The organism is Nocardia sp. NPDC056000 (assembly GCF_042269265.1).
GTDB lineage: Bacteria > Actinomycetota > Actinomycetes > Mycobacteriales > Mycobacteriaceae > Nocardia.
This window is the reverse complement of the sequence record NZ_JBHJXS010000002.1, coordinates 663,797-689,930: the sequence shown is the minus strand read 5'-3', so window position 1 is coordinate 689,930 and position 26,134 is coordinate 663,797. Positions and strand designations below refer to the sequence as shown.

The 26,134-nt window shown below is 67.7% G+C and carries 20 protein-coding genes; 13 read left to right on the top strand and 7 right to left on the bottom strand.

The genetic code is table 11. The features are described from left to right. Nucleotides 1-17 precede the first annotated feature (17 nt). The 6 genes from rpsK to ACFC4D_RS07775 form a co-directional block, all read right to left on the bottom strand. Nucleotides 18-431, bottom strand: a complete 414-nt coding sequence (rpsK, locus tag ACFC4D_RS07800) for a 30S ribosomal protein S11 (RefSeq protein WP_364640780.1) — start codon at nucleotides 429-431, stop codon at nucleotides 18-20. Between the two features lie 9 nt (nucleotides 432-440). Next, complete coding sequence (rpsM, locus tag ACFC4D_RS07795; RefSeq protein WP_067561705.1) at nucleotides 441-812, bottom strand: 30S ribosomal protein S13; 372 nt, start codon at nucleotides 810-812, stop codon at nucleotides 441-443. 244 nt (nucleotides 813-1,056) lie between these two features. Next, on the bottom strand, nucleotides 1,057-1,170 hold the full coding sequence (rpmJ, locus tag ACFC4D_RS07790; protein WP_067561702.1) for a 50S ribosomal protein L36: 114 nt from the start codon (nucleotides 1,168-1,170) through the stop codon (nucleotides 1,057-1,059). Between the two features lie 123 nt (nucleotides 1,171-1,293). Next, a complete protein-coding gene (gene infA / locus ACFC4D_RS07785) occupies nucleotides 1,294-1,515 on the bottom strand; it encodes a translation initiation factor IF-1 (protein WP_040804562.1) in 222 nt (73 codons plus the stop codon). Nucleotides 1,516-4,140: 2,625 nt separating this feature from the next. Continuing rightward, on the bottom strand, nucleotides 4,141-4,509 hold the full coding sequence (locus ACFC4D_RS07780; RefSeq protein ID WP_376062166.1) for a hypothetical protein: 369 nt from the start codon (nucleotides 4,507-4,509) through the stop codon (nucleotides 4,141-4,143). A 549-nt stretch (nucleotides 4,510-5,058) separates the two neighbouring features. After that, a complete protein-coding gene (locus tag ACFC4D_RS07775) occupies nucleotides 5,059-5,517 on the bottom strand; it encodes a hypothetical protein (RefSeq protein WP_376062165.1) in 459 nt (152 codons plus the stop codon). A 3-nt stretch (nucleotides 5,518-5,520) separates the two neighbouring features. Between ACFC4D_RS07775 and ACFC4D_RS07770 the strand changes: the two genes are divergently transcribed. After that, entirely contained in the window at nucleotides 5,521-6,447 is a 927-nt protein-coding gene (locus ACFC4D_RS07770) for a MinD/ParA family protein (RefSeq protein ID WP_376062164.1), read from the top strand. Between the two features lie 144 nt (nucleotides 6,448-6,591). Beyond that, the gene (locus tag ACFC4D_RS07765; protein ID WP_376062163.1) at nucleotides 6,592-9,675 is read left to right on the top strand and encodes an NAD-glutamate dehydrogenase domain-containing protein; all 3,084 of its coding nucleotides are present in this window, start codon (nucleotides 6,592-6,594) and stop codon (nucleotides 9,673-9,675) included. 75 nt (nucleotides 9,676-9,750) lie between these two features. On the opposite strand, the gene ACFC4D_RS07760 is transcribed toward ACFC4D_RS07765, so the two are convergent. Beyond that, the gene (locus tag ACFC4D_RS07760) at nucleotides 9,751-11,277 is read right to left on the bottom strand and encodes a PucR family transcriptional regulator (protein ID WP_376062162.1); all 1,527 of its coding nucleotides are present in this window, start codon (nucleotides 11,275-11,277) and stop codon (nucleotides 9,751-9,753) included. Between the two features lie 140 nt (nucleotides 11,278-11,417). On the opposite strand from ACFC4D_RS07760, the gene ACFC4D_RS07755 reads away from it, so the two are divergent. The 11 genes from ACFC4D_RS07755 (at nucleotide 11,418) to ACFC4D_RS07705 (ending at nucleotide 26,078) form a co-directional block, all read left to right on the top strand. After that, on the top strand, nucleotides 11,418-12,845 hold the full coding sequence (locus tag ACFC4D_RS07755) for an aminobutyraldehyde dehydrogenase (RefSeq protein ID WP_376062161.1): 1,428 nt from the start codon (nucleotides 11,418-11,420) through the stop codon (nucleotides 12,843-12,845). A 48-nt stretch (nucleotides 12,846-12,893) separates the two neighbouring features. After that, on the top strand, nucleotides 12,894-14,234 hold the full coding sequence (gene gabT / locus ACFC4D_RS07750; protein WP_376062160.1) for a 4-aminobutyrate--2-oxoglutarate transaminase: 1,341 nt from the start codon (nucleotides 12,894-12,896) through the stop codon (nucleotides 14,232-14,234). Between the two features lie 18 nt (nucleotides 14,235-14,252). Next, a complete protein-coding gene (locus tag ACFC4D_RS07745; protein ID WP_376062159.1) occupies nucleotides 14,253-15,710 on the top strand; it encodes an NAD-dependent succinate-semialdehyde dehydrogenase in 1,458 nt (485 codons plus the stop codon). A 162-nt stretch (nucleotides 15,711-15,872) separates the two neighbouring features. Continuing rightward, nucleotides 15,873-17,450: an APC family permease gene (locus ACFC4D_RS07740; protein ID WP_376062158.1), complete on the top strand. Its 1,578-nt coding sequence runs from the start codon at nucleotides 15,873-15,875 to the stop codon at nucleotides 17,448-17,450. 47 nt (nucleotides 17,451-17,497) lie between these two features. Next, nucleotides 17,498-18,463: a nitrilase-related carbon-nitrogen hydrolase gene (locus ACFC4D_RS07735; RefSeq protein ID WP_376062157.1), complete on the top strand. Its 966-nt coding sequence runs from the start codon at nucleotides 17,498-17,500 to the stop codon at nucleotides 18,461-18,463. Beyond that, nucleotides 18,463-19,509 carry an agmatine/peptidylarginine deiminase gene (locus tag ACFC4D_RS07730; RefSeq protein ID WP_376062156.1) on the top strand — a complete coding sequence of 349 codons (1,047 nt, stop codon included), beginning with the start codon at nucleotides 18,463-18,465 and terminating at the stop codon, nucleotides 19,507-19,509. The genes ACFC4D_RS07735 and ACFC4D_RS07730 overlap by 1 nt, the downstream gene beginning before the upstream one ends. A gap of 167 nt (nucleotides 19,510-19,676) precedes the next feature. Continuing rightward, nucleotides 19,677-21,041: an NAD(P)/FAD-dependent oxidoreductase gene (locus tag ACFC4D_RS07725; protein ID WP_364640810.1), complete on the top strand. Its 1,365-nt coding sequence runs from the start codon at nucleotides 19,677-19,679 to the stop codon at nucleotides 21,039-21,041. 117 nt (nucleotides 21,042-21,158) lie between these two features. Next, complete coding sequence (locus ACFC4D_RS07720; protein WP_376062155.1) at nucleotides 21,159-22,337, top strand: hypothetical protein; 1,179 nt, start codon at nucleotides 21,159-21,161, stop codon at nucleotides 22,335-22,337. Continuing rightward, nucleotides 22,334-24,193 carry a serine/threonine-protein kinase gene (locus ACFC4D_RS07715; protein WP_376062154.1) on the top strand — a complete coding sequence of 620 codons (1,860 nt, stop codon included), beginning with the start codon at nucleotides 22,334-22,336 and terminating at the stop codon, nucleotides 24,191-24,193. Before ACFC4D_RS07720 ends, ACFC4D_RS07715 begins: the two co-directional genes overlap by 4 nt. Next, nucleotides 24,190-25,332, top strand: a complete 1,143-nt coding sequence (locus tag ACFC4D_RS07710) for a serine/threonine-protein kinase (RefSeq protein WP_376062153.1) — start codon at nucleotides 24,190-24,192, stop codon at nucleotides 25,330-25,332. The genes ACFC4D_RS07715 and ACFC4D_RS07710 overlap by 4 nt, the downstream gene beginning before the upstream one ends. Continuing rightward, a complete protein-coding gene (locus tag ACFC4D_RS07705) occupies nucleotides 25,317-26,078 on the top strand; it encodes a hypothetical protein (protein ID WP_376062152.1) in 762 nt (253 codons plus the stop codon). The genes ACFC4D_RS07710 and ACFC4D_RS07705 overlap by 16 nt, the downstream gene beginning before the upstream one ends. Nucleotides 26,079-26,134 lie beyond the last annotated feature (56 nt).

The window sequence follows — 26,134 nt, the reverse complement described above, 5'->3', positions numbered from 1 at the left end:
TACCTTTTCCTTCCCGCTTAGACGCGACGCCGCTTGGGCGGACGGCAGCCGTTGTGCGGCTGCGGGGTGACATCGGAGATCGTGCCGACCTCGAGGCCGGCGGCCTGGAGGGAACGGATCGCGGTCTCGCGGCCCGAGCCCGGGCCCTTCACGAACACGTCGACCTTCTTGACGCCGTGCTCCTGCGCCTTGCGGGCAGCGTTCTCGGCGGCGAGCTGCGCGGCGAACGGGGTCGACTTACGCGAGCCCTTGAAGCCGACGTGGCCCGAGGACGCCCAAGAGATGACGTTGCCGGACGGGTCGGTGATCGACACGATGGTGTTGTTGAACGTGCTCTTGATGTGCGCGTGGCCGTGCGGGACGTTCTTCTTATCCCGGCGACGCGACTTCTGAGTCTTCTTCGGACCCGAGGTCCTGCTCTTCGGAGGCATGCGCTATCCCTACTTCTTCTTGCCGGCGACGGTCTTCTTCGGACCCTTGCGCGTGCGGGCATTGGTCTTGGTCCGCTGGCCGCGCACAGGCAGGCCACGACGGTGACGCAGGCCCTGGTAGCAGCCGATCTCGATCTTGCGACGGATGTCGGCCTGAACCTCGCGGCGCAGGTCGCCTTCCACCTTCAGAGCGGAGCTTTCGATGTAGTCACGCAGAACCGTGACCTGCTCATCGGTGAGGTCCTTGGAACGGATGTCACCGGAGACACCGGTGGCTTCCAGGATCTCCTTGGCGCGGGTGCGACCAATGCCGAAGATGTAAGTCAGCGCGATCTCCATGCGCTTTTCGCGCGGAAGATCGACGCCCATCAGACGTGCCATGTGGCATTTCCTTAATGGTTGCGGAGGTCTGCTCCCTGGCCGTCCCCTCGTAATGGGGCCCCGGCCTCCGTACCGGGGGAAGGCCGCCATCCGCCCTCTACAGGGCTCGACAACGGCGACTGGCGTTGGGAGTTACTTCTGTGTTGCTGCCAATCCGAATCGCGTTCGGTGCTTGGCTGGTGAGCGACCGGGGTTGCCCCCGGCGATCACGGCGCTGAGCGTCTTACGACGATCAGCGGCGAGATCAGCCCTGACGCTGCTTGTGGCGCAGGTTCTCGCAGATCACCATGACCCGACCGTGACGGCGGATCACCTTGCACTTCTCGCAGATCGGCTTGACGCTGGGGTTGACCTTCACGTCAGATCCAATCTGGTTCCGTGTGCTCACTGGCCGTGAACACAGTTTTTCCCCGGCCTAATGGCCGGGGAAGACCCGGAGCGGAAAAGCTCCGGAAGCCTCTTATGCCCGGTTAGGGGCAAATCACTTGTAGCGGTAGACGATCCGACCGCGGGTCAAGTCGTAGGGCGACAGCTCCACGACGACGCGATCCTCGGGCAGAATGCGGATGTAGTGCTGCCGCATCTTGCCGCTGATGTGCGCGAGAACCTTGTGACCGTTCTCCAGCTCAATCCGGAACATCGCGTTGGGCAATGGTTCGATAACCCGGCCCTCGACCTCGATGGCCCCTTCCTTCTTCGCCATATCCTCCGCGATCCCGTTTCAGGCTGAACCTGGTTGGTTCAACTCATCACGTCTTTCAGCCTCTGTAGTTAGTCGTGCACTACATGCGACCGGGTGCGATACTCGCTGAGCGTCGCTCATCCGCACGGAATGTGGACATGCCACAACCAGCAGGTAGGTGCACCGCCGACCAATGCTACCCGCTGCGTCAGATGCGGCCAAATACGCCCTGCTCGGGGTGGGCTGGAACACGCTCGGCCCAGGGTTGGGAAGCACAGGACGGGGCAGTCTGTATCGGTTACCGCCAAGCTGGGTGGGTGCGAGCTCGCGCAGGCCCGAGCACGGCACGGCGAGAGATCGCTAAACTACGGCCTGTCCTGCCAGACCGCGCAACACACGGGGGTTGATGTGAGCCGCAATAACGACGGGCTCCCCATGCTTCCGCCATGGCTGTCCGAGAGCGATGTCTCCCAATCCGGCTACGAAGCCCCCGTGGAGAACCTCCCGCACGACGACCTCATCCCCGAGGAGAAGTCGCCCCGCCGCCTCTTCGGCCGTCGCAAATCCCGCAAGGACAGCACCCCGGAAACCGACCCGGCTCCCACCCGCCAGCCCTGGTCCACCTCCGACCCGCACCTCCCCGCACCCCCCATCACCCCCGAACTCGACTCCCCCGGCAACGGCCGCTTCACCACCCCGCCGAACCCTCAGCGCGACAACCACTCCCCGGCCCCGGATGCCCAGCACCGCACCCCCGCCGAACAGCGTGGACCATCGCCCCAGTCGGCCCGCGAGCCGAACCCCACCACTCCCGGCACCGATCTGCCCGCCCACCCGAACAACGGCGCGGCCCCGGATCAACAGCCCCCGGGCGCACGCTTCTCCGCCCCGCCCGCCCCCGACTCCCATCGCGGCGCACCCCAGCCATCTTTCGGACAGCCCCGCCAGTCGACCCCGCTCCCCCCGCCCCCGCACGGCGCACCCCCCATCCCCGATGCGCCCCACCAGCATTCGCCTTCCCCGGCGCAGCCGACCTCACCCGCCGCCAACGCCGCACCGGCGCGGCCCGGTCTCCCGGATTCGCCGCCGCAGAGCGCCCAGCCCGGCACCCAGATACCCACGCAGCAGTCCGATTCGCCCGCACCGCAAGAGCCGAGCGCGGCGGCGAGCTCACGCGCCCCGCTGCCGCCCTCCCCGAGCGAGATCACCAGGCAGCGACCCGCGCTTCCCGATCCCCCTCCGCACCAGCCCGAAGCTGCGACCCCCACCGCCCCGCCGCGGCTGCCCCCACTCGAAGGACCCGGCGCCCAGCCCGATCCCCACACCCCCGCCCCGGACGCCCGGCAACGCCTGCCGCTGCCCGAGTCACCCACGCACGCCGAACAATCCGATCCGCCCGGCGAACCGCTCGATCGGCAGGCCTCGGATACCGCTGTGCCACCGGCATTCCCGGTCCCGGGTACATCGGTGGACGACATCCTCGCCCCGCCGCGCACCTCGGCCCCGGCGGCCGAGTCGCCGCTACTGCCACCGCCGCCGCACGGTGGCGGAAGCCCGCTCCCGCAGGGACCGGCCGTCACCGACCCGCTGGCTTTCCCGGTCCCCGGCACTCCCTTGGACGACATCCTCGCGCCGCCCCGGCCGACCACGCCCGCGAATCCGCCGACTGAACAAGGCAATTCAGGCGGAGGACCGGCACGGCCCGCCTTCGCGTCGGATATGACTGTCCGAGTACCGGTTTCACCCGCATCGCCGCGCCCGGACCAAGCCACTCCGGAAGCCCCGCGTGAATCCACGCCCGGGACGGCGCAGGGTCCGACCGGCTCGGACCACGGCACTCCTCGAAACCCTGCGGCCCCCAATGCCGCGCCGAACGGCTTGCCCGATCCCAGCCTCGGGTCCGTGCACGACACCCCCCTCGCCCCGGGAACCGCCTCGCGGCCCAACCCGGCCACACCCCAGAGCGCAACGCCGACTTCACCTCAGGGCGCAGCGCCGACTTCACCTCAGGGCGCAGCGCCGACTTCCGGAGAACCCAGCACCGGCCTGCCCGTAGACAGCGAAGAGGATACGAACACCGGCCGGCATCGAGCGATTGACGCGGCACTGCAGGCAACCCCGGAATCCATTCCAGGACAACCGACTTCACCTGCCGATTCCCAAGCCAGCCGACTCCCGGGCCCCGCCCCCGTCACCCCATCGGACCACGCACCGCAGGCGGCGACACCCCCCTGGCGTCCCCCCACCGCTCCCCCGCCCGGACCACAGGCTCCCGCAACGGATCCGCAGCACGGATCCACCCCCGGACCGCAGCAACCCTCCCGCCCAGGACACGGACCCCACCAACCCGACGCCCAGCAGGGACGCGCACCCGAGCGGCTTGATCAGACACCGCCGCCGCAGGGTCCCTCCGCAACACCCGGAGGACCCGCGACCGGAGGTCAGTGGCCCCCAGCAGGACCCACGACGGGCCCGCACGGATCCCCTGCACCGCAGTACGGCCCGGCCGCACAGCACGCCCCCGCAACCGGCCCGCACGGCCCGGTCCCGCACAGCCCAGCCCACCAGGGCGCACACACCGGCGGCCTGCCGGTCCTGACACCCCCGGACGCACCGGGAATGGCCGCCTGGCATCGCGGACCCCAGTCACCCCAGCAGGGCACTCCCGTTGCGCCGCAGCACAACCCGCCCCACCACACTCCTGAACAGAACTTGTCGGGTCAAACATCCCAGCACGCCCCCGAACAGGGTCTGCCAGGCCAACCCCCGCAACCTGTCGGACAGGGCCAGCCGGGCCAACCCCCGCAACCTGTCGGACAGGGCCAGCCGGGCCAACCCCCGCAGCCCATCGGACAAGGTCTGCCGGGTCAACTTCCGCAGCCCGTCGAACAGGGTCTGCCAGGCCAACCCCTGCAACCTGTCGGGCAGAGTCTGCCGGGTCAACGCCCGCAACCTGTCGGGCAGCGTCTGCCGGGTCAGGCGGCGCAGAGCGGTTCGCAGGGACCCGCGACGCACCAGCCCTCCGCACCTGCCGCGGCATCGGATCGTTCACCGCTCGGCTCGGCTCGGGTACCGGGGGCCAACTGGGCTCCGAACCCCTTGCTGTCGGGTCCGAACACCTGGCAACAGAACCCCGCGCTCGTCGAAAGCGACCCCGCCGCACCGAATTCCGGCGGATCCGCTGCGAACGGCGGCCCTTCGACGGTCCCCCCGACCGCCCCAACATCACCCGCTGGCACTCCCACTCCGGGTCGCCCGGATGGAGCGACCCAGCCCGATCAGGCCGCGCCGAACGCGCCCGCCCACCAATTCCCGCCCGCCAACCAGCTTCCGGGCGTCAACCACGTCCAACCGGCGAATCAAGCACCGGCGCAACCCTATTGGGGCCCGGACGGTCCGATGGGCATCAATCTCCAGACGGGCCAGGAGCATTCCGGTCCCGCCTCGGGGCAGGCGAACTGGGGTGCGCCTCAGGGACCCAACAGCGGACAGTCGCAGCCGACACCGGCCGCCGCCACACCGAACTGGGGTGCGCCTCAGCAGCCCGGCACAGTTCCGGGCGGGTCAGCCGATCGCAGTGGAGGACCGCGAACCGGAGCCCAGGGGCAGGCGACCCCGAATGGACAGCGGACCGGAGCCGACGAGTCGAGCGCAGTCGGCCGGGAACCGACCGGTGAGCCTGCCGGACAGGCGAACTGGGGAGTTGCGCAGCCGGGAGCCGCGGACAACGGCGCAGGTAGCGGACAGCCGGGTGCGCCGGGGTATGCCCAGCAGGCGCACGGGCAACAGCAGGGGCCGGTGACGCAGGGGCAGCAGGCTGGGCCGCAGGCGTACGGGCAGCAAGCTGGAGCTGAAGCGTACGGGCAGCAGTCCGGGACTGAAGCGTATGGACAGCAGCCCGGGGCTGAGGTGTATGGACAGCAGCCTGGCTCGGCGGGGTATGGCCAGCCGGGGTATGGGCAGCAGCCGGGTGGGTATGTGCCGCCTGCTGCGCCTTTGCAGTTCGGGGTGGGGCGGCAGCAAGGGGTGCCTTCGCTGGATGATGTGCCGTTGCGGCGGGTGAAGAAGGCCGCCGGGTCGGGGTGGCGGCGGGCCGTGCACCATGCGACCGGTGGGGCCATCAATCCGGGGATGTCCGCGGAGGAGCGGCGGCTGCAGGAGTTGGTGGCTCGGATTCGGCAGCCCGTGCGCGGCGATTACCGAATTGCCGTGCTGTCCTTGAAGGGTGGCGTGGGTAAGACGACCACGACCATGGGGTTGGGGTCGATCTTCTCGTCCATTCGCGGGGACCGGGTTATCGCGGTGGACGCGAATCCGGACTTCGGCACACTGTCGCAGCGGGTGCCGTTGCAGACGCGCTCGACCGTGCGGGATCTGCTGCTGGATCCGACGATCGCGCGGTATTCGGATGTGCGGCGGCATACCTCGCAGGCCGGCAGCCGGTTGGAAGTGCTTGCGAGCGAACGTGATCCGGCAGCCTCGGAGGCGTTCAGCGAGGACGAGTACCGCAATGTGGCACGCATTCTGCAGCGCTTCTACAACATCATCCTGACCGATTGCGGTACGGGACTTATGCATTCGGCCATGGCCGGTGTACTGGATCTGGCGCATTCGCTGGTGCTGATCTCGTCGTCGGCGATCGACGGCGCGCGCAGTGCCGCGGCCACGCTGGATTGGCTGTCCCTGCACGGGCACGACCATCTGGTGCGCAATGCGGTCGTGGTGATCAACCTGCCGCGCCCGGGCGCCCCGAATGTCGGGATCAATCAGCTGCGGGATTACTTCCTGTCGCGCTGCCGCGCGGTGCACATCATCCCGTACGACGGTCATCTGGGTGAGGGCGCGGAGATCGACCTGACCCGCCTGTCGAAGGACACCAAGCGCGCCTACGTGGAGCTCGCCGCCACCGTGGCCGATGATTTCGCCACCGATCACCGCCGCTACGGCGGCTGATAAGAACGCGGCTGACTCAATCCTGCTGGACGAAACGGAGCGGCGCATGAACCGCACCGCTCCTTTTCGTCCACTGTGTCCTGCGTCTCTTTGCGGCAGATTAACTGCCACAACCGTAGGGTCACGCGCAGGGAGTTGAGGCAGATGCATCTCGGAGCAGCCGTCGGCGTTCTGGACGAGGATCGGATGGCCGCCGCGCCGCGGCTGGAATTCGATCCTGGTTCGCAGCCGCCGGGCGCCAGGCTGGTCTGGCCGGGCGCTCCGGCCTCACTCACCGAGCTGATCGAGATCTTCTCCGCCCTGGGCCTGCACGTCACCACCCATGAGGTGAGCGCCGATGCGGCCGAGCATCGATTCACCTTCCGCCCCACCGCTTTCGAGCTCACCGAGCCGATGGCGGAGCTGCTGGCCGCGGCCTTCCTGGCCGCCGCCGAGGGCGAGTTCGAGATCGACGGCTTCACCAGTTTGACCGCGACGGCCGGTCTGGCCTGGCGCGATGTGGTGCTGGTGCGCGCGGCCTGCCGCTACCTGCGGCAGGCGGGCCTGCGTCTGGGCGGCCCGCGCATCGCCGAAATCCTCACCGCGCATTCGGATTTCGTGCGTGCGTTCGTCACGCTGTGGCATGCCCGCTTCGATCCCGCGCTGCCGGATCGCACCGACCGGGTGGAAGCGGCCGAAGCCGAAGTCCGCCACCGCATGGAAGCCGCGACCACACTCCCCGAGGATCAACTGCTGCGCGGCCTGTCCACATTTTGCACAGCGGTATTGCGTACCAACTGGTTCCAGCCCGATCGCGCGGTCGCCGCGTTCAAAATCGATCCGTCACGCCTGTCGCTGACCGGTCCGATCACCCCGTACCGCGAGATCTTCGTGCATTCCACCCGCGTGGAGGGCAGTCACGTGCGCAGCGGCGTCATCGCGCGCGGCGGCCTGCGCTGGTCCGATCGCGTCGACGATTTCCGCACGGAGGTACTGGGTTTGATGAAAACCCAGACGGTGAAGAATTCGGTGATCGTCCCGATGGGCGCGAAGGGCGCGTTCGTGGTGCGCGGCGGTGTCACCGATCCGGCGTCGGTGGAGCGCGCGTACGCGGCGTTCATCGGCGGCCTGCTCGATGTCACCGACAATATCGTCGAGGGCGTGAGCACCCCGCCCGCGCATACGGTGGTCTACGACGATCCCGATTCGTATCTGGTGGTGGCCGCGGACAAGGGCACCGCGCGCTTCTCCGATCTCGCGAATTCCATTGCGGTGGACCGTGGTTTCTGGCTGGGCGACGCTTTCGCCTCGGGCGGTTCGACGGGCTACGACCACAAGGCGCTCGGCATCACCGCGCGCGGCGCGTGGCGTTCGATCCGCCAGCATTTCGCCGAACTCGGCATCGATCCCGAGGTGCAGCCGTTCACGGTGACCGGCATCGGCGATATGTCGGGTGATGTCTTCGGCAACGGCATGCTGGAAACCGAATGCATCCGCCTGGTCGCCGCTTTCGACCACCGGCACATCTTCCTCGATCCGGATCCGGACCCGGTGCTGTCGTTCAAGGAGCGCACCCGCCTGGCGGCCCTGGAGCGCAGCAGCTGGGCGGATTACGATCCGACGCTGATCTCCGAGGGCGGCGGCGTCTGGCCGCGCACCGCGAAATCGGTTCCGCTCTCCCCGCAGGTGCGTCGCCGATTGGATGTCACCGCAACGGAATTGCCCGCGCCGGAACTGATTCGGGCAATGCTGTGCGCGGAGGTCGATCTGCTGTTCAACGGCGGTATCGGCACCTATGTGCGGGCCGGCGGCGAACTCGACGCCGAGGTCGCCGACCCGTCCAATGACGAGGTGCGGGTGAGCGCCGACCGCCTGCGCTGCCGAGTCATCGGTGAGGGCGGCAATCTGGGGCTGACCCAGCAGGCCCGCATCGAATTCGCCGTCGCGGGCGGCAAGGTGAACGCCGATTTCATCGATAACGCGGCGGGCGTCGCCACCTCCGACCGCGAGGTGAATCTCAAGATCGCCCTGGATTCCGCGGTGGCGGAGGGTCTTTCGACGGTCGCCGAGCGCAATAAGCTGCTCGCCGCCAATGCCGACGCCGTGGCCCGCGCGGTGCTCGCCGATTGCGATCGCCAGGCCCTTGCCATCAGCCTGGCCGAGGCGCACGCTCCCTTCCTCATCGACCGGCACGGCCGCCTGATCGAAAACCTGGAGCAGGCAACCGATCTCGATCGCGCCGCCGAATTCCTGCCCACCCGGGCCGAACTCGCCGCCCGCCGTCGCGCGGGCAAGGGTCTGGTGCGCCCGGAGATCGCGGTGCTGCTGGCCACGGCCAAGAACCTGGTCCGCGATGAACTGCTGGCCTCGGACGCCCTCGACGATGCGGTCGTATCCGGAACCCTGGCGGGCTATTTCCCGGAGCGCATTCGCACGCTGCTGGGCGAACGGCTGCTCAACGAGCATCCGGTGGCGCGCGAGATCGTCGCGGTGGCAGCGGCCAACCAGGTGATCAATCGGGTCGGCCCCGGCCTGATCCATCGCCTGGAGGAGCGCATCGGCGCGGGCACCCCGCAGATCGTGCTGGCCTGCACCGTAATCGACACGGTGCTGGATGTGGACCGCTGGTGGCGCGACGCCCTGGCCCTGCCGGGCGTCTCCCCCCAGGTCCGCATGGGCGTGCTCAAGGGCATCCAGGACGCGGTGGAACAGTCCACCGCCTGGCTGCTCACCCACCGCTCCGACGATTCCTGGTCCACCGAAATCGACCGCCATGCACCGCTTGTCGCGGAACTGATCGCGGTACTCCCCCGCCCGGGCGGCCACTCCGGCCGAGACCTGGCCAACCTGCGCCTACTCGCCCAGGCCCTCCCCCTGAGCGATACGGCCCGCCGCACTCGCCTGCCGGTCGCCCTGGTCGCCCAGACCTACCGCGAACTGGGCGAACTGATCGGCCTGGACTGGCTGGCAACGACTTTCGCCACCGTCCGCACCTCCGATCATTGGGAAACCCTCGCCGCCGCCGTCCTGGCCGACGAACTCCAATCCCGCTGGCACGCTTTGGTGGCGGCCGTCCTCTCCGAAGCCACCCCCGGCGATTCGGCCCGCGACCATGTCACCGCATGGAAGGACACCCAGGCCGCGACCCGCCTGATCGAACTCGTCGGCCAACTACAACGTTCCGACACAGTCGATATCGCCCGCCTCTGCGTGGTCAACGCCGAATTGGCCACGGCCGCAACGCTCTAACTTCCGAGGCTGTCCAACGCCGCGAAAGTGTTCAAGCGGCTGACCCAACCCCCGGATGGTACGAGCTCAAGTGGATCAACGGCGGGCGATGACCGCCAGGAGAAGTTCGGCGCGGACCAGAGCTTGATCCAGCTGGCAGCCGAGGACGGATTCGATTTTCGCGACTCGGCTGCGCAGCGTGTGGCGGTGGACGCCAAGGGCGTTGGCGGCGGTTTCCCATTGTCCGTGCGCTTCGAGGTACGCGCGCAGCGAGGTGATGAGGTCGGTGCCGTGCCGTTCGTCGTAGTCGACGAGGGGTTGCAGCATGGCTTCGGAGACGGCGCTCAGCACGCGTTGCGCCTCCGGGAAGGCAAGCAGCGCATGGCCCGCCAGCGCCGCGAGCTCGAGCGGGCGCGCACCTGGCAGCGCTGCGGAGGCGGCGAGTTCGGCGTGTTCGATGGCGGCGTTGAAGCGGCGCAATGGATGTGGGGCGCTGAGCCCGGCGCGCAAGGTGGCCCGGACTTCAGCGGGAATTCCGGTGAGCAGTTGTTCGGCGGTGGCGTCGGTGTCGGAGCCCGGGAGCAGCACCGCGACCCGATCCCCGGTCAGATGCGCGAAGAGCTGCCGATTCTGCGGATGCAACTGCGCATCAACGGTTTCCAGCGCCTGTTTAGCCACCGGCGCGGAGGCACACCGCATTACCAGCGCGCGCACGCGTCCGGTGCGGTCGGCGGCGGCCGCCAGATGCTGCCACATGATGTCCGGATCTCCGGGCTCGTCCAGCAGCATCGCCATGGCCTGGGAATTCAAGCGGTTCTGCGCGATGCGCAGTCGTGCGGGCTTCTCGAAGTCGAGGGCGAGCAGTGAGCTGGCATGGCCGAGCAGCACCTGATCCACCGAGCCGATCGCACCGGCGGTCACCACCGCGAGGTATCCGTGCACCGTATGTCCGGCCGTAATGGCTTGCAGCACAATGTATTGCCCGGTCGGCAGCTGTATCGCCCCACTGCCGACCGCATCGCTGCGGGTGGCCAGGAACTCCCGGATGCGGTCGAGTATCTCGACCGCAGGCTGCCGCGGATGCGCCTCGGCAATCACACCGTCTGCCCCGACCACCAGCACCGTGGCCGATAAAGCCGCCGACAACTCCCGGATCACCGCCCGCACTCCCTGAATGGCAGCCCGGGTCATGCGCGGTTGCGCACGGGAGGCGCGCAGCACCTTCTCGTATTCCTGTTCGGCGAGCCGCTGCATCACCTTCTTGGTGATCGCGCCGAACGGCGTCGGCAGCGGCACCTCGAACAGTGGCAGCCCGCACTGATCCGCGGCCTCGACCAGATCCTCGGGCACGGTCTCGTGCGAGAGCCCGACGCCGAAGCCGAGTCCCGCGATTCCGGCCCGATACAGATCCTGGAGATAGCGCAGCCGATCGGGACGGCTGAGCGGCAACCCCATTCCGGTGGTGAGCACGAGTTCCCCGCCGGACATCCACTGCTGCGGTTCGGTGAGCTCGGAGGTGAGCACCAGGGTGACGGCGCGCCCGAGTCCGTCTCCGCCGCCTTTGAGGACCAGTCCCAGCTCGGGTTGGGACAGTATCCATCGGACCGGAATTCCCGCGTTCACAGCTCTCCCGTAGCAAACTGGACAAGTTGTCGAAACCTGATTCTGCCTCCACGCCGATCCGGCAGGTGACGCGGGGGTGTGTCGCACAGCACACTGACTGGCAACCGCACAGCACTTCCTTCGAACGAGATCGGGCACACATGACTGAGATGCTTCGGAACTACATCGACGGCCGGTTCGTACCCGCGACCGCATCGGAGTCGTTCGAACTGATCAGCCCGGTGGACGAATCGGTGACCGGTATCAGCCCGATTTCCGGGCAGGCCGATATCGATGCCGCAGTCGCCGCCGCCTCCGCCGCCTTCCCCGCGTGGAAGGCCACCACCCCCAGTCAGCGTCAGGCCGCCCTGCTCAAACTGGCCGACGCCATCGAAGCCAATTCCGACCGCCTGGTCGAGGCGCAGTGCCGCGACACCGGCCAGCCCAAGCATCTGGTGGCCTCCGAGGAGGTCGCCGTCGGAGCCGACCATCTCCGCTTCTTCGCCGGCGCCGCACGCGGGCTGGAAGGCAAGTCCGCGGGCGAGTACATGCCCGGTTTCACCTCATACGTGCGCCGCGAACCGGTCGGTGTGATCGGCCAGGTGACCCCGTGGAACTACCCGCTGATGATGGCCATCTGGAAGATCGGCCCCGCGCTGGCGACCGGAAACACCGTGGTGCTCAAGCCGAGTGACACCACCCCCGGCAGCACCCTGGTGCTGGCCGAACTGACCAAGGGCATCCTCCCGGACGGCGTCCTCAATGTGGTGCTCGGCACCGCCGTCAGCGGCGCGGCACTGGTGAGCCATCCGCGCCTGGACATGGTGGCCATCACCGGTTCGGTGCGCGCGGGCATCGCGGTTGCCACGGCCGCCGCCGAACAGGTCAAGCGGGCGCATCTGGAACTGGGCGGCAATGCCCCGGTGGTCGTCTTCGGTGACGCGGATCTGGCCCTGGCCGCCGAGCGCATCGGCGATGCCGCGTTCTTCAACGCCGGGCAGGACTGCACCGCCGCGACCCGCGTCCTGGTGCACGAATCGCTGCATGACGATCTGGTCGCCGCGCTGGTGAAGAAGGCCGAGTCCGTGAAGCCCGGCCTGCCCGATGATCCGGATGCCGCGTACGGCCCGCTGAACAACATTCGACACTTCGAATCCGTCACCGGCAAACTCGCGGCGCTGCCCGCGCACGCCACCATCGCGACCGGTGGCACCCGGGTCGGCGATACCGGCTTCTACCTCGCGCCGACCGTCATCACCGGTGTGCGCCAGGACGATCCGATCGTGCAGGAGGAGACCTTCGGCCCGGTCCTGACCGTGCAGTCCTTCGCCGATGAGGCCGAGGCGATCCAGCTCGCCAACGATGTCGACTACGGCCTGGCCTCGAGTGTGTGGACTCGGGATCACGGTGTGGTGCAGCGCGTTTCGGCCGCGCTGGACTTCGGCGCGGTCTGGGTGAACTGCCATATCCCGCTGGTGGCGGAGATGCCGCACGGCGGTTTCAAGCGGTCGGGCTACGGCAAGGATCTGTCGGCGTACGGCGTGGAGGACTACACCCGCATCAAGCATGTGATGAGCGCGCACGACTGACCGCGCGCCTCGCGAACCCTCGAACCTCTTTCCGCAGAAGGATTTTCAATGACCGAGATCAGCTACCGGCTCCCGCAGCAGCGGGTGCTGAACACCGCCCTGCCGGGCCCGCGCTCGCAGGAGCTGGCCGCGCGCCGCAAGGCCGCCGTCGCGGCCGGTGTGGGTTCCACCGCGCCGGTGTACGCCGCGGATGCCGACGGCGGCGTCATCGTGGACGTGGACGGTAATTCGCTCATCGATCTGGCGGCCGGTATCGCGGTCACCAACGTCGGTGCCTCGCATCCGAAAGTCGTTGCGGCGGTGCAGGAGCAGATCGAGCGGTTCGCGCACACCTGCTTCATGGTGACCCCGTACGAGGCGTACATCCGGGTCTGCGAGGAGCTGGCCGCGCTCACCCCGGGCGATTACGAGAAGCGCAGCGTGCTCTTCAACTCCGGTGCGGAAGCGGTGGAGAACGCCATCAAGGTGGCGCGCCTGGCCACCGGCCGCACCGCGGTGGTCGCCTTCGATCACGCGTACCACGGCCGCACCAATCTCACGATGGCCCTGACCGCCAAGAACATGCCGTACAAGGCGCATTTCGGCCCGTTCGCCCCCGAGGTGTACCGCATGCCGATGTCGTACCCGTTCCGCGATGGCGGGCTGGACGGCGTGACGGCGGCCCGCGAGGCGATCTCGCGCATCGAGAAGCAGATCGGCGCGGATCAGCTCGCGGCCATCATCATCGAGCCGATTCAGGGCGAGGGCGGATTCATCGTTCCCGCGCCGGGTTTCCTGCCGACCCTGGTCGACTGGGCCCGCGCGAACGGCGTGGTCTTCATCGCCGATGAGGTGCAAACCGGTTTCGCCCGCACCGGCGACTGGTTCGCCTGCGAGGCGGAAGGCGTTGTGCCGGACATCATCACGATGGCCAAGGGCATCGCGGGCGGCATGCCGCTCTCGGCCATCACCGGCCGCGCGGATCTGCTGGACGCCGTGCACGCGGGTGGCCTGGGCGGCACCTACGGCGGCAATCCGGTGGCGTGTGCCGCCGCGCTGGCCGCCATCGACGCCATTCGCGAACATGATCTGCCCGCTCGCGCCCGGCATATCGGCGAGGTCGCCACCGCCCGGTTCACCGAACTCGCGCAACAGGTTCCGGCCATCGGCGAGGTGCGCGGCCGCGGTGCCATGCTGGCGCTGGAGTTCGTCCGCCCCGGCACCACCGAGCCCGATGCCGCGCTCACCGCCGCCATCGCCAAGCGCTGCCTGGAGCAGGGTGTCATCACCCTGACCTGCGGCACCTACGGCAATGTCATCCGCCTGCTGCCCCCGCTGGTGATCGGCGACGACCTACTCGACGAGGCGCTGACGGTGCTGTGCACCGCGATCAGCGACCTCGCGGGCTGAACACCTTCAGGGAGAACGATGTTGGAGTACGACCGGATCAGCGGCCTCATCCCCACCGGTGTGTGGATCGACGGCGCATCCGCGCCCGCCGCCTCGAAAGCCACTTTCGCGGTGCGCAATCCGGCGAGCGGTGAGATTCTCACCGAGGTCGCCGACGGCAATGGCGACGATGCCCTGCGCGCGCTGGACTCGGCCGTCCGGGTTCAATCCGCCTGGGCCGCAACGGCTCCGCGTGAGCGTTCGGCGATTCTGCGCCGCGCCTGGGAGATCCTGACCGATCGCACCGAGGAAATCGCGCTGCTGATGACCTTGGAGATGGGCAAGACCCTCGCCGAGGCGCGCGGTGAAGTCGCCTACGGCGGTGAATTCCTGCGCTGGTTCAGCGAGGAGGCGGTGCGCATCGGCGGCCGCTACACCGAATCCCCCGCCGGGACCGGCCGCATTCTGGTCACCCAGCAGCCGGTCGGCCCGTGCCTGGCCATCACGCCGTGGAACTTCCCGCTGGCCATGGGTTCTCGCAAGATCGGCCCCGCGCTGGCCGCGGGCTGCACGGTGATCGTGAAGCCCGCCGAGGACACCCCGTTGACCATGCTGGCGCTGGCCCGGATCTTCGCCGAGGCCGGTCTGCCCGAGGGCGTGCTGTCGGTGGTGCCGGGCAGCGATGCCGCCGCCATCACCGCACCGCTGCTCGCGGATTCCCGGTTGCGCAAGGTGACCTTCACCGGTTCCACCCGGGTCGGCAAGCTGCTGCTGCGCCAGGCCGCCGACAATGTGCTGCGCACGTCGATGGAATTGGGCGGCAATGCCCCCTTCATCGTGTTCGAGGACGCCGATCTGGAGCAGGCGCTCGCCGGTGCCATGGCGGCCAAGATGCGCAATGGCGGCGAGGCGTGCACCGCGGCGAACCGCATCTACGTGCACAATTCGATCCGCGAGGAGTTCGCGACCAAGCTCGCCGAGAAGATCGGCGCACTACGCGTCGGCCCCGGCCACGAGTCCGGTGTGGACACCGGCCCGCTCATCAATGAGCGGCAGCGCGATTCGGTTGCCGCACTGGTGGACGACGCGGTCGCGGCGGGCGCGGTGGTGCGCACCGGCGGTAAGGCCATCGACGGTCCCGGCTGGTTCTTCCAGCCGACCGTGCTCGACGGGGTGCCGCGCAGCGCGCGCATGCACCGCGAGGAGATCTTCGGCCCGGTCGCCGCCATCTACGGCTTCGATACCGAGGACGATGTCGTGGCCGCGGCCAATGACACCGAATACGGTCTGGCCGCCTACTTCTACACGCGGGATCTGGATCGGGCCCTGCGTGTTTCGAATGCCCTGGACGCCGGCATGGTCGGCGTGAACCGGGGCGTCATCTCCGATCCGGCGGCCCCGTTCGGCGGTATGAAGCAGTCCGGGCTGGGCAGCGAGGGTGGATCAGAGGGGATCCACGAATACCTCGATACCAAATACGTCGCGCTGACCCGCTGACGTCATCGGCGCCCCGGCCCCTGCGCCGGATTCGGCGCCCACCCGGTTTCCGGCGCTCACCCGCCGGGTTCCGGTTCACCACCGTGGCGCGGTGGCGTTGTCTGTCCGTATCGCTGAGCAGCGGGGCTTTCGGCACCACCAGACCCAACACGAGGAGCTTGGATGCTCGTGCAGAATGCCTCCGAGGCGACAGTGCCGTCGCGTGATACCACCCCCGCAAGCGGGAAGGGCCTGGCCACCAACAAGGTCGGTACCTTCTCCGGTGCGATCCTGAGTATCGCGTCCATCGCGCCCGCCTACACCACCACCGCCTCCATGGGCCTGATCGTCGCCGCCGTCGGGCTGAAAATGCCCGCGCTGCTGATCGCGGGTTTCATTCCAATGTTCTTGGCGGCCTACGCATATCGCGAATTCAGCGCCGAAACCCCGGACTGCGGCGCGTCCTTCACCTGGTCCGCTCGTTCGCTCGGCCCGTACATGGGCTGGATGGCGGGCTGGGGTTCGGTGATCGCGGTCGTCATCGTGCTCGCCAATATCGCGGCCGTTGGCGCGGAGTTCCTCTACCTGTTCATCGGGCGGCTGGTGCACTCGGAATACATTGCGACGCTGGGCGATAACAAGCTGATCAATATCGCGACGACGCTGGCCTTCCTGGCCGCGGCCGGGTGGGCGGCCAGTCGCGGGATCAGTTCCAGTGAGCGTGCACAGTATGTACTCGTCGGCTTCCAGCTCATCGTGCTGCTGCTGTTCGCGGGCATCGCACTGAGCAAGGCCATCACCGGCGACGGCCCGTCCGGCCTGAGCTTCGATATCGACTGGTTCAACCCGTTCACCGGACTCACGCTGGGCGCGTTCGCGATCGGCCTGATCGGTTCTGTCTTCATGTATTGGGGCTGGGATACCGCGCTGACCCTCGGTGAGGAATGCAAGGACCCCAAGCGCACACCCGGCCGCGCCGGACTGCTGTCCATCCTGACCGTGCTCGGCACGTATCTGCTGCTGGCCGTCGCGCTCATGTGGTACGCCGGTGTCGGCGATACCGGTATCGGCCTGGGCAGTCCGGACGCGAAGAACAATGTCTTCGGCACCCTGGCCCAGCCCGTGATGGGCGGAGCCGGTGAGCTGCTGCTGTTCCTGGCGGTGCTGGTCTCGACCATTGCCAGTCTGCAGGCCACCTTCCTGCCCGCCGCCCGCGCCATGCTGGCCATGGGCACCTTCAAGGCGCTGCCGGAGCGGTTCGCCACGGTGCATCCGGTGTATCAGGTGCCACGTTTCGGCGCGGCCGTGGCGGCGGTCGTGGCGGGCGGTTTCTACGCCATCACCGCACTGCTTTCCGAGCATGTGCTGCTGGATACCATTGCGGCCCTTGGCATCATGATCTGCTGGTACTACGGCATCACCGCGTTCGCCTGCGTCTGGTACTTCCGCAAGCGCTGGTTCGCCTCGGTGCGCGATTTCGTGTTCAAGCTGCTGTTCCCCCTGCTGGGCGGCTCCATGCTGCTGATCGTCTTCTGCATCTCGGTGCGTGAGAGCCTCAAGCCCGAAGTCGGCAGCGGCGCTTCGATTTTCGGCATCGGCCTGGTGTTCTACCTGGGCTTCGGGATTCTGGCGCTGGGCGCGGTGCTCATGCTGGTGCTGCGCTGGCGGCAGCCGGAGTACTTCCGCGGTAAGACGCTGCCGCGCGCGGTGTCCGGTGATCCCATGCCGGTGGTGCCGGAACCGCATCTGAGCTCGCTGTAGCGAAAACACTTCTCCCCCAGTCCACTTCGAGAAGATCCGGAGTAGTCATGAATGTCATCACCTGTCTGGAACCGCCCGTCTCGCACGCGCGGGTCGACGCACCGGCACGGACGCCGTTGCGGGTGGCCCTGGTGCAGCATCGCTGGCAGGCCGACGCCGAGGCCGTGCGCGCCGAACTGAACGAGGGCATCGCCAAGGCCGCCGAATTGGGCGCCAAGGCGGTCTTCCTGCCCGAGGTGACGTTCAGCAAGTACCCGGCCTTCGAGCGCGGTGGCGCGAATCCCGGTGCGGATGCCGAAGATCTGGCCACCGGACCCACCTTCACCTTCGCGGCGAAGGCGGCCATCGAGCACGGCGTCTTCGTGCACGCCTCGCTGTACGAGCACGCCGATCAGGGCGACGGTCTGGGGTTCAATACCGCGATCCTGGTGTCGCCCACCGGTGAGCTGGTCGGGCGCACCCGCAAGCTGCACATTCCGGTGACGGACGGGTACTACGAGGACACCTACTTCCGCGCGGGCCCCGCGACCGAGGAGGCGTACCGGCCGCACAGCCATCCCGATCTCGGCGATTTGCGCATCGGCCTGCCGACCTGCTGGGACGAATGGTTCCCGGAGGTCGCCCGGATGTACTCGCTCGCCGGTGCGGACATCATCGTCTATCCGACCGCGATCGGCTCCGAGCCGTCGTTCCCCGCCTTCGATACCCAGCCGCTGTGGCAGCACGTGATCGTCGGCAATGGCATCACCGCGGGCACCTTCATGATCGTGCCCAACCGGTACGGCAATGAAGGTGAGATCACCTTCTACGGTTCGTCTTTCATCTCCGATCCGTACGGCCGCGTGCTGGTGCAGGCCCCGCGCGACGAGTCCGCGGTGCTGGTGGCGGATCTGGATCTGGATCAGCGCAAGGATTGGCTGACGCTGTTCCCGTTCCTGGAGACCCGCCGACCGGACACCTACGCCCGGCTGACCGAGCCGGTCGATCGCGCGCACCCGTTCGGGAGGGCGTGATGAGTTCCGCTGGTAATCAATCGAATTGGCGGATGCCCGCCGAGCACGCACCGCATCGCCGGACCTGGATGGCGTTCCCGCCTGCCGGTTCGGAGATCACCGCGACCCCCGAAGCGGTGGATGAGGCGCGCGCGGCGTGGACCGCGGTGGCGCATGCGGTGGCCGAATTCGAGCCGGTGACCATGGTGGTCGATCCGGCCGATATCGGTGCCGCGAAACAGCAACTCTCCGGTGCGATCGACATTCTCGAAGCGCCGCTCGATGACGCCTGGATGCGCGATATCGGGCCCACTTTCGTGCACGCCGCCGACGGTTCCGTCGCGGCCGTGGACTGGGTCTTCAATGGCTGGGGACAACAGGATTGGGCACGCTGGGACAACGACTCGAAGATCGGCCGGGCCGTCGCCGAGGCGGCCGGGGTGCCGGTCATCGATTCACCGCTGGTGAACGAGGGCGGCGGTATCCAGGTCGACGGTGCGGGCACGGTCATCCTGACCGAGACCGTACAGCTGGACCCCTTCCGCAATCCCGGCCTGACCCGGGCGGATGTCGAGGCCGAACTGCGCCGCACCATCGGCATCGATACCGCGATCTGGCTGCCGCGCGGACTGTGGCGGGATTCGCAGCGCTTCGGCACCCGCGGGCACGCCGATATCGTCGCGGCGCTGCCGTCGCCGGGTGTGGTGCTGGTGCACGATCAGCGCGATCCCGAGCACCCCGATCATGAGCTGAGCCGCGAACTCATGAAGCAGTTCGCCGCCGAGACCTCGTCCACCGGAACGCCTTTCGAGGTGATCCCGGTGCCCGCCCCGCGCACGCTGCGGGATGAGGAGGGCTTCGTGGACTACAGCTATATCAACCATTACGTCTGCGATGGCGCGGTCATCCTCTGCGGGTTCGACGATCCGAACGATGCCGAGGCCGCCGAGATCATGGCCCGGGTGTACCCGGGCCGCACCATTGTGACCGTGGACGCCCGGGAGATCTTCGCTCGCGGCGGCGGCATCCACTGCATTACCCAGAACGAGCCGCTTCCGGCTCGCTGACCAGCGCCGAGGTCAGCAGGTGATCCGGCCCGCGCACGCCGAAGTGGCGAATGAGGGGCGGGCCGGCTCACCGAAACGGCGTGGGCACAATCGTGATCACGCGCACATACTGAAGTAGCAACCTTCGGGTTATCCGAAGTTTCCGAATGTATCGGTAAGGAGCTCTCGTGGCTGTCATCACTCGTGACGTCGTGATCGTCGGTGCCGGACCGTCCGGTCTGACGGCCGCCGCCGAACTGCGCAAGGCCGGCCTCACGGTGGCCGTGCTGGAAGCCCGCGATCGGGTCGGCGGCCGGACCTGGACCGGTGATATCGAAGGCGCCATGATCGAGATCGGCGGCCAGTGGCTGTCCCCACACCACACCGCCGCGCTGGCGCTGGTCGAGGAACTCGGTTTGCGGACCTTCTCCCGGTACCGCGACGGCGAGTCGGTGTACCTCGCGGCGGACGGCACCCGGCAGCAGTTCACCGGTGACGTATTCCCCGCGCCCGCCGAGACCGCGGCCGAGATCGATCGGCTCATCGCGCTGCTGGACGGCCTCGCGGCCGAGGTCGGCGCATGGGAGCCGTGGGCGCATCCGCAAGCGGCGGAACTGGATTCGGTGCCGTTCAGCATCTGGCTGGAGCGCCAGTCCGATAACGAGTACGCCCGCGAGACCGTCTCGTTCTTCGTCGCCGGCGCCATGCTGACCAAGCCCGCGCACACCTTCTCCACGCTCCAGGCGCTGCATATGGCCGCCGCGCAGGGCTCCTACACCGCGCTCGCCACCGACACCTTCATGCTCGACAAGCGCGTTATCGGTGGTATGCAACAGGTTTCGCAACGTCTGGCGGCCTCGCTGGGCGCGGATGTGCATCTGGGCGCGCCGGTGCGCAAGATCCAGTGGTCCGATGCGGGCGTGACCGTCTTCGCCGACGGCGATCTCGAGGTGCGCGCGAGCCGCGTGGTGCTGGCCGTGCCGCCGACCCAGTACGCGGGCATCAGCTTCGATCCCCCGATGCCGCGCCGCCGCCACCAGATGTACCAGCACATGTCCTTCGGTTTCGTGGTCAAGGTGCACGCGGTGTACGAGACCCCGTTCTGGCGCGAAAAGGGCCTGTCCGGAACAGGTTTCAGCGATACCGACATGGTGTCGGAGGTCTACGACAACACCAACCACGGCGTGGACAACGGCGCGATGGTCGGCTTCATCGCACACGAACAGGCCGACGCCTACTTCGCCATGGGCCCGGCCGAGCGCAAGGCCGCCGCCCTGGACTGCCTGGTCCGCTACCTCGGCCCCGAAGCCGCCAACCCCGTCGTCTTCTACGAATCCGACTGGGGCAGTGAGGAATGGACCCGCGGCGCCTACGGCGTCAGCTTCGACTTCGGCGGTATGACCCGCTACGGCCACGACCACCGCGACCCCATCGGCCCCATGCACTTCGCCTGTTCGGACCTCGCGGGCCACGGCTTCCAGCACGTCGACGGCGCGGTTCGCATGGGCCAGCGCGTAGCCGCGGCCATTGTCGCCGAGCGCACTCTGGTCTGAGTTCCGGCAGTCCCCCTCTCCCGGCCGCCCGATGGCTTCATCGGGCGGCCGATGCTAGGTTCGTCCGAGTTCATACAGATCGGGAGGGAACCACCGTCGAGGCGGTGTGGGGGGATTATGCGGTTCAGGTCGGGTCGATTCGCCGTTGCCGCAATAGGTGTGGTGCTGCTGGTCGGCGGCTGCGGTGGCAATTCGGGTGATGCGGTCGATTACGGCTCGTATCCCACGCATCGGATCGGCGGTGATTTCGATCAGCGGCCCAGCCGGGCGCGCGGCATTCTCGCGGAATCACTGCGGCTGGGTGAGCGCATCGTGCTCGGGAACGAGGTCGATCCGGATCTCACGGCGGGGCGCGGGGGCGGGGTGCTGGTGGACAGCACGGGTATCGACGACAGCACGCTGTCCGGGCCGCAACGAACCGCGCTTCAGGGGTATTCGATTCTCGGCGGGTACAGCGCGCTGGCGGGGAACAAGCCGTTCGATCCGGCGGAGACCACGAAGAAGTTCCTGGCCGTCTCGCTACTCGCGTTTCCCGATGAGCAGACGGCTGCGGCGGCGGCCCGCGATATGGAGCATGCGGATTTCCTGACAAACTCCGACAACGTTCCGGTCGGCCTGGACGCCTATCCGGCCGCCATCAACCATTGGCGGCCCGGGGTGCCGACCCTGGGCAGTTGGATCTCCTGGAAATCGGTCGTCATCCGGGTGTTCGCCGAACTCCCGGAGCCGGATTTCGGCAAGCTCGCCCAGCAGGTTGCCAAGGCCCTGCAGGTGCAGCTGTCCGCGCTCGAAAGATTCACTCCCACACCGGCATCCGACCTGCCGAACTTGCGTCTGGATCCGGACGGCCTACTGCCACGACTGGTCAAGACCGATGACTACACCCCGGATGAGCACAGCTTCGCTGTCTACAGCACGCGCGCTTTCGCCGCGGCCTCCGCCAAACCGGCAGCGGATTTCGAGGCGAACAGTTCGCGGGGTATGACCTCGATCGCGGTGTCCTACAACAAGATGCTGTACCGACTGCGCGATAACACCGCCGCCGACGAGTTCACCCGGCATCTCATCGAGGCCACGCAAACGGACTACGCCCCGATGCCGGGTGTGGCGGAACGGGATTCGATCAGCTGTGCGCAATTGAAGCAACCGAACCCGCGTTCGGCCGACGCGTCCCGATACCGCTGCCTGATCACCCGAGGCGAGTACGTGGCCAAGGTCTACAGCAATACCGATATCGATGTGCGCCGATTGGCCGCCGCCGAGGACGCGGTGCTTTCCGATGGAGGCTCGCGATGAAGCCGCTCATGCCGCAGGATCCGCAGTGGCTCGGTGAGAATCGATTGCTCACGGTGATCGGCCAGGGCGGTATGGGCAGGGTGTTCCTGGGTCGCACTCCGACCGGAAGACTGGTGGCGGTCAAACAGATTCACCGGCATCTGGCAGGCGATCCGGAGTTCCGAGCGCGCTTCGAACGCGAGGTGCAAGCCGGACGGATGATCACCGGCGCGTATACCGCCGCGGTGGTCGACAACAGTGCCGATCCGGAGAATCCCTGGCTGGCAACGGAGTACATCGCAGCCCCGGATCTCGGGGCCGTGGTCGAAGAGAGTGGGCCGCTGCATCTGGGGGGTCTGCGACTGCTGGCTGCGGGCCTGGCCTCGGCGCTGGTGGAGATCCATCGCGCCGGTCTCGTGCACCGAGACCTCAAACCCGGCAATGTATTGCTGACGCCCGAGGGGCCCAGGGTGATCGATCTGGGCATCTCCCGGGTGGAGCAGGCCGATGGGCAGTTGACCATGACCGGCCAGCTCATCGGCTCTCCGGGCTACACCTCACCAGAGCAATCGGAAGGCCGCCCGGTCTCCCCGGCCACAGACGTGTTCTCCCTCGGAGCCGTATTGACCCTCGCGGCAACGGGTTCGGGGCCCTTCCCGGGTACGTCGACGCCGCAGATCCTCTACGCCATCGCGCATTCGGCCCCCGACACCGCAGGCGTGCCGTCCTCTCTGCGCGGGCTGGTCGATGCCTGCCTAGCGAAGGATCCCGCGCAGCGCCCCACTGTCGAGGAGGTGCTCACGGCCACCACCGCCATCACCGCGGAACCGGTGTGGCCGGAGCCGGTGCGCGAGCGGATCGCCGCTCATCGCGCCGATTCGGAATGGTGGGCGCGGACCGCCGAGAAGCAGTCGAAGTATCAGGATCAATTGGCAGACATACAGACTCGTCGGCGCGAGATGCTGCGGTGGCTGGCAGCCGGTGCGGCGGCGGTGCTGGTGCTGGCCGGATGCGGTGTGGTGGCGAGTCGGTGGGCGGGCGCGAGCGGGCATCCGGAGCCGGTGAATGATCCGTCGCTGGCGCTCACCGCGACCGAATTGCGCACGCTGGACGGCTGCAAACTGCTCGACATGACCTTGTCCGGCCACTTCGGCACCCGCAAGACCGATCCGGAGCGGAACATCTTCGGCGACTGTTCGCTACCGCTGGCTGATGCGTCGAACAAGAACATGACATTCACACTGCAAGTGGGAGCGCCCCTTTCCGAAACTCTCGTTCCGTCGGAGAACACCGGTCACACCGTGGGCTGGACCCCGATCTTCGGCGGTAAGGCGTCATACAACATCTGCGACCGTTCGGTGATCACGCAGAGTGGCGGGCAGGTCGCGCTGAAGCTCACCGCACAGGGGCCGAATGGCGATCAGTGCGATATCGCCGAGCGCGCTCTGGTCGCGGTGGTCCGGCAATTGACGGTGTTCGCGCCATTGCGCGCACTGCCGCAGGAATCGTTGCTGCGGCTCGACCCCTGCGCGGTGCTCGATGTCGACAAGAGCCGCACCATAACCGGCGATCCAGGTAAGCGCAGCGCCATTCCGCACGAGTGCACGCTCAGTGGCGACACGGCGACCGTGCGTCTCGCACTGGTGGAAACGACCCGGCCCGACAGCGGTATGGAGAAGACGCAACTGGATCGGTACACCGTGTACCGCTCGGTCGTGGATTCGGTGTGCACCCTCGCGTATATGGCGCGTCCGACCACGGGGAAGCTGGCCGAGGTGGCGAGTGTGTCGGTCTCGGACCGCTCGGGGCAGGTCGACAAATGCGCCAGGGCACAGGATCTGCTGACCGATGTCATCGCCAAGCTGCCGAAATCATGACGGTACAACCGCTTACACCCGATGAGCCGCGGACCATCGGCCGATACCGGGTACTCGGGGTGCTCGGATCGGGCGGTATGGGCCGGGTGCTGCTCGGGGCCGGACCGGACGGACGGCTACTGGCGATCAAGCAGGTGCATGCGCATCTGCTGAATCAGCGTGGATACCGTGCACGGTTCCAGCGGGAGGTGTCGGCCAGTACACGGGTGTCGGGCGCATTCACCGCACCGGTGGTGGATTTCGATGTCGACGGCGAGACACCCTGGCTGGCTTCTGTTTTCGTTGTCGGCGTGCCGTTGAACCGGGCTATCGAGCAGTATGGTCCGCTGCCGATTCCGGCGGTGCGGGCGCTGGCCGCGGGGCTCGCGGTGGCACTGGCCGATATCCACCGTGCCGGGCTGGTGCACCGGGATCTCAAGCCCGCCAATGTACTGCTGACCGCCGATGGCCCGCGCGTCATCGATTTCGGTATCGCGTACATGATGGAGAATCCCGGCGGGCTCACCGAAACCGGTTCCACACTGGGCTCGCCCGCGTTCATGTCACCGGAACAGACACTGGGCGAACCGGTTACGGCGGCGAGCGATATGTTCTCGCTCGGTTCGGTACTGGCGACGGCGGCATCCGGGAACAATCCTTTCCAGGCCGCATCGCTGGCCTACACCCTGTTCCAAATCGCGCACGGCGCCTCGGATCTGGATAACGTTCCGGCGGAGCTGCGATCGCTCATCGAGCCCTGCCTCTATAAGGATCCGAGCCACCGGCCGACCCCGGCGCAGCTGCTGGCAGGGTTGGGCAGACAGCCCGAGGGTCCGGCACCGTGGCCGGATTCGATCCGGGACGCCATCGATCGACAGGGACGAGAGTTCGCGGGAATCGCGAGCGATCCGAACGCGACCCTGGTGGGATCGCGCGCGTCCCGGTCCGCCGGGCCGACGCGGGCGGGCGGCGCATCGGGTTCCCGGCGAAAGTTGGCCTGGCTCAGCGTGGCCGCGCTGCTGGCGGTGGTCGCCCTCGTCGCGGGTGTAGTTTTACTTGGAAGCATTCGCAAAGCTCCGCACAGGCGCAACCGGGGACCGGTACGGCGCTCTCCGCACTGCGTGCGGCCGATATGTGCGCGTGGTTGCGGCAGGCGCTGAGCGGATCGGTCCCGGCGGAGTCCGGCTGGGACGCCGATCCCGCGAACTGGACGATGAGCTCCACCTACATGTGGGGCTGCAATGCCAGGTCCGGCGCGCAGCGCATGCTCGTGCAGGCGGGCGAGACAACCGCGCCGATTCGGGACACCGTCGGAAAGGTCGGCGGTTTCACTCTGCTCGGCACCGAGGGCTCGGGCAATGTCGGCTGCGATCGGGCCGTTGATCTCGCTGATGGCCAACAGATTTGGGGCATTACCGTCAATCTGGCCAATGCACAGAACTGCGACTTTGCCGCCCATCTGATCGAGCGCCTGCTCGCTACCCGGACCACCGCCCCCGCACGCGCCGACACCGCCTCGCTGGCGGGGGTCGACGTATGCGGCGTCGTCCCGCGCACGGCATTGGACAGAGCGATCGGTCCGCTCTCGCAGACACCACCGCTGCCCACCGCACACAGCTGCCAATGGGAGGGCTCCGCGACGCTGAATGTCCGCATGCAGGCGGTGAACCTGGCGTCCATGCGACTCGGCACCGGTGTCGAACTGGCGAACGGTAAGACCGCTTTTCCCGAAACGTCCAGTCTCACTTCGACTTGCGAGTTCGTCTACCCCCATCGCACCGTGGCGGACCTCCAGGAGACCGTGGATGTCCGAATCGACGGCGCGAAGGGTGAGCGCGAACGCTACTGCGACACAGCGGTATCCATACTGAACGCCCTCATAGGACAACTGCCCAAGGCGAATTGACCGCGCGCCCCCCGAACGCGGTCCGAGCCACCCTCGGGCCCGGACCGCCGGGGTCG

Excerpts from the sequence above, each read along its gene's own strand:
- rpsK (WP_364640780.1), bottom strand. The coding sequence starts at position 431 with ATGCCTCCGAAGAGCAGGACCTCGGGTCCGAAGAAGACTCAGAAGTCG.
- rpsM (WP_067561705.1), bottom strand. The coding sequence starts at position 812 with ATGGCACGTCTGATGGGCGTCGATCTTCCGCGCGAAAAGCGCATGGAG.
- infA (WP_040804562.1), bottom strand. The coding sequence starts at position 1,515 with ATGGCGAAGAAGGAAGGGGCCATCGAGGTCGAGGGCCGGGTTATCGAA.
- ACFC4D_RS07765 (WP_376062163.1), top strand. The coding sequence starts at position 6,592 with ATGCATCTCGGAGCAGCCGTCGGCGTTCTGGACGAGGATCGGATGGCC.
- ACFC4D_RS07755 (WP_376062161.1), top strand. The coding sequence starts at position 11,418 with ATGACTGAGATGCTTCGGAACTACATCGACGGCCGGTTCGTACCCGCG.
- gabT (WP_376062160.1), top strand. The coding sequence starts at position 12,894 with ATGACCGAGATCAGCTACCGGCTCCCGCAGCAGCGGGTGCTGAACACC.
- ACFC4D_RS07745 (WP_376062159.1), top strand. The coding sequence starts at position 14,253 with ATGTTGGAGTACGACCGGATCAGCGGCCTCATCCCCACCGGTGTGTGG.
- ACFC4D_RS07740 (WP_376062158.1), top strand. The coding sequence starts at position 15,873 with ATGCTCGTGCAGAATGCCTCCGAGGCGACAGTGCCGTCGCGTGATACC.
- ACFC4D_RS07735 (WP_376062157.1), top strand. The coding sequence starts at position 17,498 with ATGAATGTCATCACCTGTCTGGAACCGCCCGTCTCGCACGCGCGGGTC.
- ACFC4D_RS07730 (WP_376062156.1), top strand. The coding sequence starts at position 18,463 with ATGAGTTCCGCTGGTAATCAATCGAATTGGCGGATGCCCGCCGAGCAC.
- ACFC4D_RS07720 (WP_376062155.1), top strand. The coding sequence starts at position 21,159 with ATGCGGTTCAGGTCGGGTCGATTCGCCGTTGCCGCAATAGGTGTGGTG.
- ACFC4D_RS07715 (WP_376062154.1), top strand. The coding sequence starts at position 22,334 with ATGAAGCCGCTCATGCCGCAGGATCCGCAGTGGCTCGGTGAGAATCGA.
- ACFC4D_RS07710 (WP_376062153.1), top strand. The coding sequence starts at position 24,190 with ATGACGGTACAACCGCTTACACCCGATGAGCCGCGGACCATCGGCCGA.